Here is a 15856-nt window from a genome sequence, read left to right on the forward strand (position 1 = left end):
AGTTCCTTTAATGAATTAGCTCGTATCACACGACGAAAGAATCATTGAGCTAATTTGGACGGTTCAAGTACTTCCTTTACAATTTCCACGACACGCTCTTGATCTTCAAATGTCATACCCGAACCGGACGGCAAACATAAACCTTGTTCAAATAACATACTTGAAATGCTTTTATCGCCGCTTTCTGAAAAAAATGCTGCATTTTTAAAGACAGGCTGTAAATGTAATGGTTTCCATACTGGTCTGGACTCAATATTTCCTGCTTCTAACGCATTAATCACGTCACTGGATCGTACCCCATTGATTTTGTCGTCTATTGTTAATGCGGTAAGCCAGCGATTCCCCATCGTATCTTTTAATTCAGGCATGAAGGTAATGCCAGGTATGTTCCCTAACGATTTTTTATACCGATCAAAAATTTCTCTCCGAACTTTTACACGGTCATCCAATACTTCTAATTGGGCACGGCCGATTCCAGCTAGAATATTGCTTAAACGATAGTTATATCCAATCGAGCTATGCTGATAATGAAGCGCTGGATCACGTGCTTGTGTAGATAGGAAGAGAGCCTTATGTAAGTATTCCTCATTATTTGAAACCAGCATGCCCCCTCCAGAAGTTGTTATGATTTTATTTCCATTAAACGAATAAATCCCTATATCACCAAACGCTCCTGTTTGCTTCCCCTTGTAAGATCCACCAAGGGATTCGGCTGCATCCTCTATTAAAGCAACCTTATATTTCCCACAAATGCTCTTGATCTCATCTACCTTTGCGCTTTGTCCAAATAGATGGACCAAAATTACAGCTTTTGGAATTTTTCGATTTTTCCTTGCATATTCCAAAGCCAGTTCCAATGCCTTAGGTGACATATTCCATGTATCAGATTCGGAATCAATAAAAACAGGCTTCGCACCTTGATAGATGATAGGATTTGCACTGGCTATAAAAGTTAATGAGGAACAGAATACAGTATCACCAGTGGTGACTCCCAATACTTGCAATGCCAAATGAATGGCCGCAGTTCCTGAACTTACTGCCAACGCCCCCTTAGTGCCTGCATATTTGGCAAATTCTTCTTCCAAAGCTTTTACGTTCGGTCCTAGTGGCGCTATCCAATTTGTCTCGAACGCTTGGCTAATGTACATTTGTTCCTTCCCACTCATATGAGGAGGCGAAAGATACAATCTTTTATTCTCCATCCCACACACTCCTTATTATATTATCCTAGCTGGGGACCCCACAGCGGTAGATGCATCAGAAATGTCTTTAATAACGGTTGACCCGGCACCAACCGTACACCATTCCCCTATCGTTATGCTAGGTATGACCGTAGATCCAGCTCCTATCAAGGTACCAGTTCCTACCTTGACAGCTCCTGTCAGGGTAGCACTTGGTGCTATATGGATAAAGTCATCAAGATGGGTATCATGCTCAATGACTGAAGACGTATTTACAATGACGTGATTCCCGACTTTAGCGCCAGCGTTCAAGACGACATTAGGCATAATGACCGTTCCTTTACCTATCGAGACATTTTTACCCACTATAGCAGTTGGATGAATGACTGTCTCATAATCCATTACATCTAAATTCAGATCGTTTACGATTTTTAATCTTAAATCGTTCCTGCCTATCGCAATAATTACCTTATATTCAAAATGAATAAACAAGCTTCTATAGCTTAAGATGGGGCCAAAATATACATTTCCCTTTCTTTTCAGCACTTCGTATTGATCATCTAAAATAGCCATGAGCCGATATTCACCCATTGCTTCAACAATATCTTGAACAACTTTTGAGTGCCCGCCCGCACCGATTATTACGATTTTCTTCAATTCAAATCACTTCTCACATCATCAAATTTGGAGTTTCTTGTTTCCTCGAGGTACAGTTGAATTTTGGTAAACGTCAATCAATACCATTTATCCTATTATCCAACAAATTTTTGGGTTGTGACATGTCCTTCCTGGGTAATGGCTTCTTGTTTACATACCTTAATCAAGGTAAGGTATATGATTTTCATATCCAGTAAAAAGGATTGATTTTCAACGTACCAGACATCAAGCTCAAACTTTTTCTCCCACGAGATTGCATTTCGTCCATTCACTTGGGCCCAACCCGTCATTCCAGGCCGGACATCATGCCTCCTTGCTTGTTCGGGAGTATATAATGGGAGATATTCCATTAATAATGGCCGTGGGCCTACAAAACTCACATCGCCTTTCATGACATTAAATAATTGAGGTAATTCATCTAAACTTAATTTTCTAAGTAATTTCCCAAAATCGGTTAATCTCCTCTCATCAGGAACCAAATCCCCTTTTTCATCTTTTTCATCTGTCATCGTTCTGAACTTATACAAATAAAATGGTTTTCCATTAAGTCCTGGCCGCTCCTGCTTAAAAATGACAGGTGAACCTAATTTCAAACGGATGAGGATGACGATAAACAGCATAAGAAGTGAACAGGATATAAGCGCCAGACAAGATATCAAAAATTCAAAAGCCCGTTTCATTTTTTCCTCCCAAATTATCATTGTGTATCGTTATCAAGTAAACGAAGGAATTCTTCAGATAGCTATACAGAATTCTAGTGATTAATTGAAAATTACTTCGCATCTATTATTCTTACTTCTCTTTAACACTTTTAAATAAGTGGATATATTGCCCAGTTTCATTCATTGAAAAACGCAAATTATTAAATTTGAATGTGTAACACTTGCTTTACTTTTTTTGAATAATCGCTAACATCACCTGGATTTGAGGCATTATCACGGTATATGAATTTTGTTATTCTTCCTGTAATTCGACAAATCAAGCATTCTATCTTTTAACGTTTCTTCGCTCATGGCATCATATGTTGTGATGATCTCTTTTATCGCTTTCCAATTTACTTCTCTTGGTTTTCCAATATGGATTTGCGGGTAAATCTGATTCAAATAAACTTCGTCTTCCCCAAGCAATTCTTCGTATAATTTTTCACCTGGCCGGATTCCAGTATAAGTTATCCCAATTTCTTCAACGGTGTAGCCTGACAGTTGGATAAGCTTTTTAGCGAAATCGATAATTTTGACAGGTTCGCCCATATCAAGTACGAATACCTCTCCGCCTTTGGCCAGAACCCCTGCCTGAATGACTAATCTTGAAGCTTCCGGAATCGTCATGAAATAGCGAATCATATCCGGATGAGTGACTGTCATAGGTCCCCCTTTTTTTATTTGTTTTTTAAAGAGTGGAATGACGCTGCCATTGCTGCCAAGGACATTTCCAAATCGGACCGTTACAAATTTAGTATGACTAGACAAACTCTTATACTGGATCATCATCTCGGCCAAACATTTAGAGGCACCCATTATACTTGTCGGATTTACGGCTTTATCTGAAGAAACCATGACAAAAATATCCACCATGCCAGCCTCCGATGCCTCCGCAACATTCATAGTGCCTATCATATTATTTTTCACCGCTTCTTTAGGGTTGGACTCCATAAGCGGTACATGCTTATGGGCGGCTGCATGATAGACGATATTAGGCCTATGATGGTCGATTACCTGAAACATCCTCCGGCGGTCCTGAATGTCCGCGATTTCGGTCACGATCTCAATTGTATCTGCATAAGCCCCCCGCAATTCCAACTCGATCGCATAAATGCTGTTTTCACCATGTCCAAGCAATACAATTTTAGCTGGATTATACTTCATGATCTGACGACAGATTTCCGATCCAATTGAACCGCCGGCACCGGTTACTAAAATTGTGCTATCAACAATCCTTTCTGAGATCCCTTCATCATCAAGTTGAACGGGTAAGCGACCCAATAAGTCTTCCATCTGGATATCCTGCAATTCATTAATTGGAACCTTCCCTTGAACAATCGCCTCCAGGCTAGGGACAATTTGAGTCTTTTTGCAAGCTTTGGTGCATTCCGAAAGAATCGCATTTATTTCCTCTCTTTTCAAAGAAGGGATTGCAATCACGATATGTTCGATCTTGTATTGCTCGACCACATGAGAAATATGTTTTGTTGCTGCTACTACAGGTATATTGAAGATTTCTAAACTTAGCTTCGCTTTATCATCATCAACGAATGCAACCGGGACTAAGTCTATATTGCTGGATTTTAACAACCGACTCGTTATCATCGTCCCTGCAGACCCTGCTCCAACGACCAACGTTCTTTTTTTATTGGGTGATTGCTTAATGTATCGTTCAAAATAGATCCTCCATGCCAAACGTGAGCACCCAATCATGGCCATATATAGAATACAAGTAATGAAAAGTTCTCTACTATATAGAAAATGGGTAAAATATAGCTGAAAGGCGGCCGTAATTGTAATAGAAAAGGCCGTTACTATGAATATATTAAACATTTCCTTGATACTGGCGTATTCCCAAGCCTTTTTATACTGTTTCAAATAAACAGTAAAGAAATAATGACACACAAGCAAAATAAGCGTAATTATCATTGTAAATGCTGGTATTTCATCATACGGATGTATTAACCAGTAACTTAAAAATACAGCCGTCACAACAACCGAAGCGTCCAGAAAGACTAATGTGAAAAGCCGGTTATAGTATGTCAAATCTACTTCTCCCCATATTAATATTTTTAGTCAAACAAGAATTCTTTAACTTTCATCCCGTATAATACATTCTCGGCATTTTCATTATAGGCGTCGACTATTTCTGGTCCGAAATTCTTTTCAATCAACTTATGTGCTTCCCTGAGTTGAAAACCTCTGTTACTTACATTATGAGCATCTGATGCAATAAAATGAGAAAGACCTGATTGAACTAAATATTTAGAAAACCTTTTTGTTCTCCATCCGAATTTACCCGTGATGCTCCCTGCAGTTATTTGTGAATACGCACCCTTCCAAATCATTTCTTTTAGAAGTTGCGGATTTTTTATTATTTCCAAGTTCCGCTCTGGATGAGCAATGATCGGTGTCAGCCTTTTCAATTGCAGTTCATAAATTAATCGTTCCGTATACCTTGGCACATGGTTTGAAGGCAGCTCGAGAAGGATGTACTGCGAACCATTCAAGCCCATGATTTCGTTATTATCATAATCATCTGAAAGTTCATCGGATATCCTGATTTCCTGCCCTGGCCATACTTTTAGCCCGATTTCCAGTTCATCTAGCACCAGGTTCAATTTTGCAGCTTCATTCACGACTTTTTGCTTATCATTTTCATATATCCCCTTATTATAATGAGGGGTTGCAATAATGTTGGAAATCCCTTGATCTACAGCTTTTCTCGCCATTTCTATACTTTCTTGGATATCTCCAGCACCATCATCCATCTTCGGTAAAATATGACTATGAATATCAATCATCGTTATCCCCTCTTTAACCTAACCCGAATGCTATATTTAACAACTTCCAAACTACTTATTTTATTTCCCATAGTAGTAGTATTCGTCAGGATATTTTTGTTTTTTCTTATTTAGGATTGCGCCCAAAAGCTTTGCATTTGCATTCTCAAGTAATTCCTTTGCTTTTTGTGCTTGATGTATTTCAGTGCTCCCGCTGCTCAACACCAAAACCACGCCGTCTGTCATACTCGCTAGTACTTGAGCATCTGTGACTGCATTAACAGGCGGTGTGTCCAGGATTACTAAATCATAATGCTGCTTTGCTTCATCCAACACTGTCACCATTCCGTTAGAACCAAGCAACTCCGATGGGTTTGGAGGGATTGGTCCACTTGTCAACACATCTAAATTGGGATAAATGGAAGGTTGTACAGCATCAAGCAATTGATTTTGCTTTGAAATGATATTCGTTAACCCCAAGTAGTTCTCCATATTAAAGTTAGTATGAACACTCGGCTTTCTCAAATCTGCATCTATGATGAGAATGCGTTTCCCTTGCTGAGAAAAAACTGCTGCGACATTGATTGAAGTCGTCGATTTTCCTTCACCTGCATTTGCAGAGGTAAAAATCATCGACCTTATGTCTTTTTCCACAGCGGAAAATTGAAGGTTCGTTCGAATCGTCCTATATTGCTCCACAACCGGTGACTTCGATTTCAACATGGAAATACTGCTTCTTTTTTTTATCTCAGTCGTTTTATGTCGTTTATTGCGTGTCAAGCTTTTCACCTCTTGAGGTTCTGATTACAGATTTATAATTTCCGGTTTTTTTTATTTTCGATTAAATTTACGATGCCTAGCATCGGGATCTTTAAATGTTCTTCAATATCAGACTCAACCTTGATTGTCTTGTCGAAAAATTCGATCATGAATGTAAGAATTAAACTTATGATTAACCCTGCAAAACATGCAACGATCGTATTCATGATCGGATTCGGTTTTATAGGTGAGGAATTATCTCCTATATTTGCTTTGGATAAGACATTGACATTGTCAACATTCATAAGCGTTTTTATTTCATCTTGGAATATATCCGTAATTGCACTTGCAACACTAACAGCAATTTTAGGGTCAGCCCCCTCAACTTTAATGGTGAAAATTTGTGAATTCCCATTACTGACAATTTTGATTTGTTCCGATAATGCTGAATTTGACATGTCAAGATTCAGTTGTTCTTTGACTTTTTCTAACATCATTGGACTTTTTATGATTTCGCTGTACGTTTCAATCAATTGAATATTGGTTTGAATCTCTCCTACATTGTAAAGTTCTGACTTTTCTTTAGATTGATTGACTAAGATTTGTGTAGAAGCTTGGTAAACAGGTGAAAGAATGAAAAAGCTAACGATTCCCGTCATTGCCGTTAATAAGGTTGTGAAGATGATAATGAGCACGATGCGTTTTTTCATCATTTGAAAAAGATCTTTTATATTGAGTGCCTCCGCCATTCAATCAACTCCAATCCATGTAAAATACTTTCCGTTTATCCATTTTCTAATTTCCAATTCCTATAATTTTGCGACCTTATCAGAAAACAGTCCATTTTCCTCCATCACATTTTTGGAATCGAATATTAATGAAGCATGATCATGGACGCTTTTCCAGTCAAAACAATTGTGTGGTGTTCCAATGACAACTAAATCGGCTTTTTGAAGAATGGCAGCTTCGTATTTTACCACCTGTAGAACCTGTTCATTGATTCGGATTTCTTTTGCATAGGGTTCGATGACGGTTAGATTCTGGACCTTGTTTTGTAATCGTTCAAGTAAGCGGACGACCGGGCTTTCCCTTAAATCATCAATATCAATTTTGTAAGTTGCACCTAAAACCACAACATGTGAGTGTTTCATGAGCTTGTCATTGGCTGCAAGCAATTCAAGTATGCGCGTATAAGAATAATGAATCATTCCGTCATTAATATCACCAGCCAATTCAATCATTTTTGTCCGATGACCATGTTCTTTTGCTTTATAGAGCAAGTAGTATGGATCGACCGGAATGCAATGCCCCCCGACACCAATTCCTGGGGTGAATTTCATGAACCCGTATGGTTTTGAAGAAGCCGCATTGATCGTTTCCCATATATCAATTTCCAAATCATTACATAAAACCGTCATTTCATTGACCAAAGCCATGTTAATCCATCGGAAAGTGTTCTCAAAGATTTTGCTTAATTCTGCAACACGAATCCCCTTAACACGATGAGCTGTTGGACCGATGAACTTGCAAGCTAGATCTGTACAGGTTTCCGTCATTCCCCCGACAACCTTTGGAGTGTTGCTTAAATTAAACCTTTTATTTCCCGGATCTATTCTTTCTGGGGAATATGCTACAAAAAGGTTCTTCCCAATCCCTAAGCCTCTTTCTGTTAATGGTGTACAGATATATTCTTCTGTCGTTCCTGGATATGTTGTACTTTCCAAAATAACCAATGTACCTTCTTTCACATGTTCAGCGACAATTCTCCCTACATCCCTAACATAAGAAATATCAGGTTCCTTCAAATTATTAACCGGAGTCGGGACACAAATCAAAAGGACATTCATTTCTCCAAGCAGCTTCATATCCGTCGTCGCAGTAAATTGCTTTTGGTTTATCAATTCTCTAAGCCCGTCATTATCTACATCATTAATATAGTTGATTCCGTTATTTAAACTTTTCACTTTTGTCTCAGAGACATCGAATCCTGTCACCGTATAACCTTTAGATGCGTAATGGCAAGCAGTTGGGAGACCAACATAACCCAATCCAATCACTCCGACTTTAGCGGTCTTGTTCTTTAATTCTCTTTGCAAAGCAGATTTGTGCGAGTATTGGCCATTATTTTTTTGTTGCTCTCTTTCTCGTTTTAACGCTGTTATCATGATTCAACTCCTCCATTTCCCTTACCAGAACATAACGAACATTTAAATTATTAGGTCTCAATGAAAATTCACTACAAATAAACCAGCAAATTCCTAACGCTATCTTTCTAAATCAGCAAAGTTGACCAGATATATCATTTTTTATGATTGAAATACATACCTAGAGTTCCGCCTTGAAAATTCGCCTTGTGAGTTTCCCATTAATTTTTATCGTCAGCATTAATAAATTATCATAATTATTTTTGTTGCTGGTTCCAGATTTCGAATGAAGCGTTCTGTTTTTGATTCATCTACCCTATTTAACCAGAACACCTATTCTTTTGACTTGAGGTACAAGCCATAAAGCCCCGTACAAGTGAATAGTTAGGGTAAAACTAAAACTTTTTTTAGCCAACACACCTATCTCCATAACTAAATATTTCATTTTGAATCAGAACTTAATCACACACATTTCACATTTATAATGGACGTCCCTTAAAAAAACTAGCAAACACTGATAAAAACGCACATAGTCTTTTTCTATCCGATACTCCATTCTTCTTATCGTTCAGGAAATACAAATCCCCCGATTGAATGGCCTTTAACCGGGGTGCCATTCATCGGGGGAACTCAAATGTTCAGTCAAAACGAAATTACATACTACTTTTCAGATACGTCCTCTGTCATGTCCTTCACTTTGTTAATAGACCATTCCTGCTTATCTTTCGTTTCAGTATTTTCATACCGCACCTTGTAAGGTCCCTTTCCTTCAATCACATAGTATCCATTTCCTTTTACACTTTTTCCAGGAGCCAGTTTCGTGCCAAGATTATCTCCTGGATAGATACGTAGTTTTTTACCCTCTTGATTCCATACCGACATTTCAAAAACGTCAACAAATTTTTCTTCTGCCGTTTTATTAGTTGCCTTCAGCTGTAACTGTAAAACTTTTTTCCCTTTTTGATCTGGATGCTCGAGCTGCAATGCTTCTTCAATCCCAATACTTACGCCAGATATGTCTTTCTCCTGTCCTGCATAACCTTTAGCGGTGGAAACCGTTTGCTTTGGCACTCCTCCCGGTTCATCCTTAGTATCCTTTCCTCCTGAAATGCAGCCAGTCAAAAATATGGTTAAAGTTAATATACAGATCCAAATACCTCTGAATCTTCTCTTCACTATCATGATTCCACTCCTTTTTAAAAATATAAATCCTTCTTAATGAGAGATTCTTCAGTACCTTTGATCTCATTTGAAAATTGGACTTCATTTTGAAAAGAAAAAATACTCAAAGACTTTAAGAAGCGTTTTTAAACATGTAAGAAGGACCCACTTAGGAGAGGCCTTCTTACATCATTATCACTTTGATTATTTCACTATTGTTTTTGCTATTTCTCCTCCAACTACTAGAGGTCCATTGTCAACTTCAATGACATCACCCGCTTGCAATCTTCGAGTAACCCCATTTTCATCCACAATAAACCGGCTGTAAATTTGGTAACTTCCATCTGGATTAATGGTTCCGGCCCCAGTCTGAGTAAGGGACACTGTTCTCTGCGCTTTTCCATTCACTAGCAACCGGAGACTCTTAGTTCCCTCCGGCGCCTTGCCCGTCACATAATCTGCATTAGGAGCTACAGGATTCACCTGCAGTTTCTCCGCTTCCTTGATTACCGTAGTATGAGCTTGTAGGTTCGATGGAGTCCGAACACCGTAGTCAACCGTTACGATATCGCCTACTTGTAGGGTTTTATTATTTCCATTCCCATCTACTCCTACATACTTACTGTATATACTGAATGTTCCATCTTCATTGACAGGTGCCGTACGCAGTGCTTCGCCATTTACCAATAAGCGTACAATCGTTGCTCCTTCAGGTGCAGTTCCTGATATAACTTCTGCATTTGGGTACACAGTATTGAGCTTAACAGGTTCACTCGGCATAAACTGAACTACCTTAACAGATGAACTATCGCTGACATTCCCTGCCGCGTCGGTAAGGGTAACAGTAATAACCGTATGGACTGGTTGATTTGGAATTGCAACCGCGAATTTCCCATCTGGACCTACAACTCCAGTATATTTCTTGGAATTAATCGTGACGGTCACATTTGCTTCAGGTTCACCGCTTCCTGTTACTTCTTTACTGTTTGTTGTAACTACATTTAGTTTCGGTGCATTTGGAGCCGTTATATCTTTATCCAATAGATCTTGCGCTTTGTTCAATAAATCTTGCAGACGGTCTTTTTCTGCACCTTCAGGAAGTTTATTGACCGCTTTTTGGGCTTCGTCAATCGCCCCTTGATCCGTCGTGTCTTCCAATGTTTCGAACTTATCGTCCGTGAACAGATCTTCCACTTTGTTCTTCGCATCGGTTAGGTCTTTTTCTGCTTGTTCTTTTTTGTTCAATAGATCTTGCGCTTTGTTCAGTAAATCTTGCAGACGGTCTTTTTCTGCACCTTCAGGAAGTTTATTGACCGCTTTTTGGGCTTCGTCAATCGCCCCTTGATCTGTCGTGCCTTCCAATGTATCGAACTTATCGTCCGTGAACAGATCTTCCACTTTGTTCTTCGCATCGGTTAGATCTTTTTCTGCTTGTTCTTTTTTGTTCAATAGATCTTGCGCTTTGTTCAGTAAATCTTGCAGACGGTCTTTTTCTGCACCTTCAGGTAGCTTATTGACCGCTTTTTGTGCTTCGTCAATCGCCCCTTGATCCGTCGTGTCTTCCAATGTATCGAACTTATCGTCCGTGAACAGATCTTCCACTTTGTTCTTCGCATCGGTTAGGTCTTTTTCTGCTTGTTCTTTTTTGTTCAATAAATCTTGCGCTTTGTTCAATAAGTCTTGCAGGCGGTCTTTTTCTGCACCTTCTGGAAGCTTATTGACCGCTTCTTGGGCTTCGTCAATTGCCCCTTGATCCGTCGTGTCTTCCAATGTATCGAACTTATCGTCCGTGAACAGATCTTCCACTTTGTTCTTCGCATCGGTTAGGTCTTTTTCTGCTTGTTCTTTTTTGTTCAATAAATCTTGCGCTTTGTTCAATAAGTCTTGCAGACGGTCTTTTTCTGCACCTTCAGGAAGTTTATTGACCGCTTTTTGGGCTTCGTCAATCGCCCCTTGATCCGCCGTTCCTTCCAATGTATCGAACTTATCGTCCGTGAACAGATCTTCCACTTTGTTCTTCGCATCGGTTAGATCTTTTTCTGCTTGTTCTTTTTTGTTCAATAGATCTTGCGCTTTGTTCAATAAATCTTGCAGACGGTCTTTTTCTGCACCTTCCGGAAGCTTATTGACCGCTTTTTGGGCTTCGTCAATCGCCCCTTGATCCGTCGTGCCTTCCAATGTATCGAACTTACCGTCCGTGAACAGATTTTCCACTTTGTTCTTCGCATTGGTTAAATCTTTTTCTGCTTGCCCATCTACATCTTTTCCTAATTCAATCTTTTTTGTTTTAGCAAGTTCAATATTGAAATATTTTGGGGAACCACTAAGTGTTTTGGCTTCGTTTAAACTATAAAAACCTTGCCAAGTAAGGTTGTCACCGGATTTGCCCACATGACTATTTGTGGGATCTTCTGTCGCACTAGTCCAAAGCTTCACTATCCCCGTATCCATGCTCATCGTAAGGGATGTGCTTAAATTATTTAATGCTTGTTTGTTCACTGAGGACAAGACAACATTCTCAGGAGTATTAAAATCAATGGTGGTGGGTTTATTTTCCACTTCCAAGGCATGACCGTTTTCTGTAGTTACATGGAGTTTCGCTTGATTATTGATCTGCGCAGGACCATAAAGCGAAATCATTGGATATGCATCCGTACCTGATCTATTCATCTGTACATCCGCACCGGCATCCACGTTAAAAGACTTGAACATTCCAGCGCCGGTAACTCCTTTTGCCCCATCAAACGTTACCTTTGCGTTATTTCCTATGGAAAAATCTGCATGTCCACCTGTGGCATAAAATAGTCCATAACCACTCTGAAGTGTCTTAATTTCCACCTTCGCATTAGGAGCTATCTTAAATTGCGGTTCTTTTGTAACCGACCAAATAAGAGAATATCCATTATTATGGCTTATTTTAGTTTCACCATCGATTTCCACACTTCCAGTTTCTGCCATTTCTTGGGCAGGTGAGGATCCTGGCATTGCATGATCATTGATATCAATGTCGTTGCCTCCTTTGAAAATTGCTTTCCCGTTGCGATTCCAGATTAGTTGGGGTCCGCTGTAACTTATATTTTCAAATATTTGCTCTACATTTTTTACATCATCATGTATTGTAAAGGGACTATAATAGTTCTTTCCTTTAATCTCCAGGTCCTTTACATGGATACTGCTTAATTTATGGCCGATACCATGGGCATAGATACCACCTATCGCCGATCCTGCCTTTGCTGTCTCCGATAAAGTATGATTGTTCCCTTCGATCACGATTTCTGATTTGTTCGGGTGAATTTTAATCGCCCCGCTGATATCGATGTCTTGTCCAAGATGAATCGTTGTAATGCCGTTATCCGCCTCTAAGGTAACCTTCAACTCTTGAAAATTATTGACGACTGCCTCATTTGCGATCATTTTTGAAGCTGCTTTCCCTGAAGATTGAGTTTCGGTAGTTTGTGTACGAGTTTCTTGATTATTCACCCCAGACTCTTGTGAATTCGAACTTTCCTCATTCTTTGATGTGGATAGTTCTTCTGCAAATCCTGCACTTGGCATTAATAGAGAACTTGCTAAAAGAAATGATGTTGTCATAACGTTAATAGGTTTTAACATTTTACTTTTCTTCATAAAAGAAACGCTCCTCTAAAAAAAATTTTACTTACAAGATTAATAATACTTTTTTTCGAGAAGTACCTCGTTCCAATAATGATTCATAAAAAATCATTTTAGGAACCACATTAGGGCATTAAACATCAATTTTCATGTGATTATTTTCATTTTTGGCGATGTGTTTAATCGGAAGAAATAATCGAGCATTTTATAAAAGCATATCTTCTTATCCAATCCTCTGTTTAAACACCAAAATTCAAAGTTTCTTTTAGGGGGTAACATCATTATGGTTATATAACTAAAAATGTGATAAGAGAAACCATTGGTTCCGTCTTATCACATTTCCGCTTGAAAGGATTTATCCTTTAACAATCCCTGAAGAGTTTCTTCTATTTTTCTTATAGCTCATTGTCATAACGTTCCGTCGGATTACATGAACATATATATCATCCAGCGCACTTGGTACACGCCCATAGAACTTTTCACCGTAATCTCCTTACATACCACTTAAACTTTTATTCACCCTTTTTTTCCATGGGCACTTTTGAGAAAGGATAGTGAAGTTATTAAAATGAGGGTGATTTTCAGCGTATTTATTTCTTGTTCATTTAATAAAAGATACATCAAAAATAAGACTAAAAAGGCTTGAATAAAATAGATCCTGTATTTCAATAGGGTGAACCAAGTTTGTGACACCCATAGTAAAAAAAAGTTAAATTGCTTCGACATCATCTTTCTCCTTTATCATGATGTTGATATTATCTAGATTTAGATTCTGGCATCATTATATACAAATAGGCGAGTGTCGGTATTTCATAAAGTAAAATCATTCGTTCAGAAAAGAAATGCAGTTCATTTTTCATTGGATTTCGAAAAAGCGGGTGAAGATTAGAGAGCGGCTGATTTTACTACCGAAGAACTAGCGTTGGATTAAATGGCATAAGGATAAAAAGGAAGAGTGGGCATCGCAAATAAAATCGAATTTTCTATTGAGGAAAACAGACCTACTAATATTCAATCCACCTGTACTTTTTATTTCTTAAAGGAGCGAAAAAATTATTCATAAAAAAACAGCCTGCCCCCTGGGAACATAGGGAACAGGCAGCCAGAGGGGTTATCCAAGGTACAATGTTTTGGAACCGCTCAGAGAATGGGTTTTCTGCAATGGGGTTTTTGGGAAGGGTCCCTCACTGCTACTTTATTTTATAATATATTCAAAGTCATAACGTTTCAAAAATGAAATGAGATAAACCATTTTTTATATTGCGCCTCCAGTAAGAAGTCATCAGGTGAAGAAGGATTGAAACGAAGTGTCATGAACGAAAACCATCATTTTATATCTTGAATTTCCGTACAAATGCTAGGCAGATTTGTTCATCACGTCATTGAATCGAGCAGTAAACAAATGATCAAAGAGAGAAAGATAATCCTTACCTATTGGGAGGAAGGTGAAAAAGGAATGAACAAGTGTTACTTACAGCAGCCATCACCCGATGTGGAACTGAATATTTTTAATCAGATTAATAAATAAAAAAGATTGTAGAGAGAATGGCGCCTTCCCTACAATCCAGTACAAGCTAGCGCGTTTTTTCAAGCATACTTCTTACTTTCCTCGTCTTTAAAAAAGCTCTTCATTGCATGGAAAACGTCAGCCTTTTGCTTAAGGATATAATACCTGAATTTTTCATTATCGATATTCTTATACGCTGTCATCAATGTCGAATGACGATTGTATTGATTGACTTCCCCGTATCCGAACATATTGGAAACCTTCATGAGTTCTTCAACAAGCTTAACGCAGCGGACATTATCGGATGTTAGGTTATCACCATCGGAAAAGTGAAACGGATAGATATTAAACTTCGCGGGGTCATATTTATGATCAATAAGTTCTAATGCTTTTCGGTATACGGACGAACAAATCGTACCGCCGCTTTCCCCTTTTGAAAAGAAATCCTCCTCCGGAACAACTTTAGCTTCTGTATGATGGGCAATGAACTCGATTTCCACAGTTTCATATTTTGTCCGCAAGAAGCGGTTCATCCAAAAGAAAAAGCTTCGAGCCATATATTTTTCCCATAACCCCATGCTTCCGGAAGTATCCATCATTGCCAGTACAACTGCTTTGGAATCAGGTTTCTGAATCTCATTCCAGGTTTTGAATTTAAAATCTTCCTTATAAATAGGATGAAAACCTGGGTCCCCCCTTAAAGCGTTCCGTTTGAAAGCCGATATCATCGTTTTCTTTTTGTCGATATTTCCCATTAGGCCTGTCTTGCGGATATCGTTGAATTCGATATGTTCAAGCGTATGCTCCGCGTGTTCTTTCTTCTGAAGATTAGGGAGTTCCAATTGACTGAACAGGGCTTCCTCCAATTCCATCATCGACACTTCGGCTTCATAATAATCCTCGCCGGCCTTGTCACCTGCACCTTGGCCCTTACCGGCCCCGGCATCGGACGGTGAGCCATCCCTCGCGACCACATCCCCCACTTTACTGTCTCCATCGCCTTGCCCTACATGTTTGTTTTTATCATAGTTATAACGAATTTTGTATTCATCCAAGGAGCGAATGGGAATCTTGATAACATCCCGGCCATTGGACATCACGATGCTTTCTTCTGAAATTAGATCAGGCAAATTATTCTTGATTGCTTCCTGCACCTTTTCCTGATGACGTTGTTGATCATCATAGCCTTTCCGATGGAGGGACCAATTTTCCTGTGAGATAACATACTGTTGATTACTCTCTTCCGACATTCTCTTCCCCCCTTAAAAATGTTTGCACGCTTTTCATCATTCCTTCATATAATAAATTAGTGTGGGAAAGCCCACATCATTCCAGTTTTCCAATCAAAAAT

The 15856-nt window shown here is 38.9% G+C and carries 11 protein-coding genes; all 11 read right to left on the reverse strand.

Going from position 1 to position 15856, the window contains the following annotated elements:
* Positions 1–41 precede the first annotated feature (41 nt).
* The 11 genes from ABC374_RS20610 to yhbH all read right to left on the reverse strand — a co-directional run bounded on the left by ABC374_RS20610 (position 42) and on the right by yhbH (position 15755).
* On the reverse strand, positions 42–1202 hold the full coding sequence (locus tag ABC374_RS20610; RefSeq protein ID WP_413019606.1) for a DegT/DnrJ/EryC1/StrS family aminotransferase: 1161 nt from the start codon (positions 1200–1202) through the stop codon (positions 42–44).
* A gap of 15 nt (positions 1203–1217) precedes the next feature.
* Positions 1218–1838, reverse strand: a complete 621-nt coding sequence (locus ABC374_RS20615) for an acetyltransferase (protein WP_350300153.1) — start codon at positions 1836–1838, stop codon at positions 1218–1220.
* A 95-nt stretch (positions 1839–1933) separates the two neighbouring features.
* A complete protein-coding gene (locus ABC374_RS20620) occupies positions 1934–2518 on the reverse strand; it encodes a sugar transferase (RefSeq protein ID WP_350300154.1) in 585 nt (194 codons plus the stop codon).
* 255 nt (positions 2519–2773) lie between these two features.
* Positions 2774–4585 carry a polysaccharide biosynthesis protein gene (locus ABC374_RS20625; RefSeq protein WP_413019607.1) on the reverse strand — a complete coding sequence of 604 codons (1812 nt, stop codon included), beginning with the start codon at positions 4583–4585 and terminating at the stop codon, positions 2774–2776.
* Positions 4586–4611: 26 nt separating this feature from the next.
* Positions 4612–5343: a tyrosine-protein phosphatase gene (locus ABC374_RS20630; protein WP_350300156.1), complete on the reverse strand. Its 732-nt coding sequence runs from the start codon at positions 5341–5343 to the stop codon at positions 4612–4614.
* A gap of 60 nt (positions 5344–5403) precedes the next feature.
* On the reverse strand, positions 5404–6111 hold the full coding sequence (locus ABC374_RS20635) for a CpsD/CapB family tyrosine-protein kinase (RefSeq protein WP_350300157.1): 708 nt from the start codon (positions 6109–6111) through the stop codon (positions 5404–5406).
* A 23-nt stretch (positions 6112–6134) separates the two neighbouring features.
* Positions 6135–6830: a YveK family protein gene (locus tag ABC374_RS20640; RefSeq protein WP_413019608.1), complete on the reverse strand. Its 696-nt coding sequence runs from the start codon at positions 6828–6830 to the stop codon at positions 6135–6137.
* A gap of 60 nt (positions 6831–6890) precedes the next feature.
* Entirely contained in the window at positions 6891–8246 is a 1356-nt protein-coding gene (locus tag ABC374_RS20645; RefSeq protein ID WP_413019609.1) for a nucleotide sugar dehydrogenase, read from the reverse strand.
* Between the two features lie 639 nt (positions 8247–8885).
* Positions 8886–9407 (reverse strand): hypothetical protein, encoded by a 522-nt coding sequence (locus tag ABC374_RS20650; protein ID WP_413019610.1) that lies wholly within the window; start codon positions 9405–9407, stop codon positions 8886–8888.
* Between the two features lie 183 nt (positions 9408–9590).
* Positions 9591–13013: a toxin Cry1Ac domain D-VI-related protein gene (locus tag ABC374_RS20655; RefSeq protein WP_413019611.1), complete on the reverse strand. Its 3423-nt coding sequence runs from the start codon at positions 13011–13013 to the stop codon at positions 9591–9593.
* Positions 13014–14585: 1572 nt separating this feature from the next.
* Entirely contained in the window at positions 14586–15755 is a 1170-nt protein-coding gene (yhbH, locus tag ABC374_RS20660) for a sporulation protein YhbH (RefSeq protein WP_101223356.1), read from the reverse strand.
* Positions 15756–15856: the final 101 nt, after the last annotated feature.

This window comes from Peribacillus phoenicis (assembly GCF_047238085.1).
Classification (GTDB): domain Bacteria; phylum Bacillota; class Bacilli; order Bacillales; family DSM-1321; genus Peribacillus.

Bases quoted from the DNA above. Each gene is read 5' to 3' on its own strand.
- ABC374_RS20610 (WP_413019606.1), bottom strand. From the start codon at position 1,202: ATGGAGAATAAAAGATTGTATCTTTCGCCTCCTCATATGAGTGGGAAG.
- ABC374_RS20620 (WP_350300154.1), bottom strand. From the start codon at position 2,518: ATGAAACGGGCTTTTGAATTTTTGATATCTTGTCTGGCGCTTATATCC.
- ABC374_RS20630 (WP_350300156.1), bottom strand. From the start codon at position 5,343: ATGATTGATATTCATAGTCATATTTTACCGAAGATGGATGATGGTGCT.
- ABC374_RS20640 (WP_413019608.1), bottom strand. From the start codon at position 6,830: ATGGCGGAGGCACTCAATATAAAAGATCTTTTTCAAATGATGAAAAAA.
- ABC374_RS20645 (WP_413019609.1), bottom strand. From the start codon at position 8,246: ATGATAACAGCGTTAAAACGAGAAAGAGAGCAACAAAAAAATAATGGC.
- ABC374_RS20650 (WP_413019610.1), bottom strand. From the start codon at position 9,407: ATGATAGTGAAGAGAAGATTCAGAGGTATTTGGATCTGTATATTAACT.
- ABC374_RS20655 (WP_413019611.1), bottom strand. From the start codon at position 13,013: ATGAAGAAAAGTAAAATGTTAAAACCTATTAACGTTATGACAACATCA.
- yhbH (WP_101223356.1), bottom strand. From the start codon at position 15,755: ATGTCGGAAGAGAGTAATCAACAGTATGTTATCTCACAGGAAAATTGG.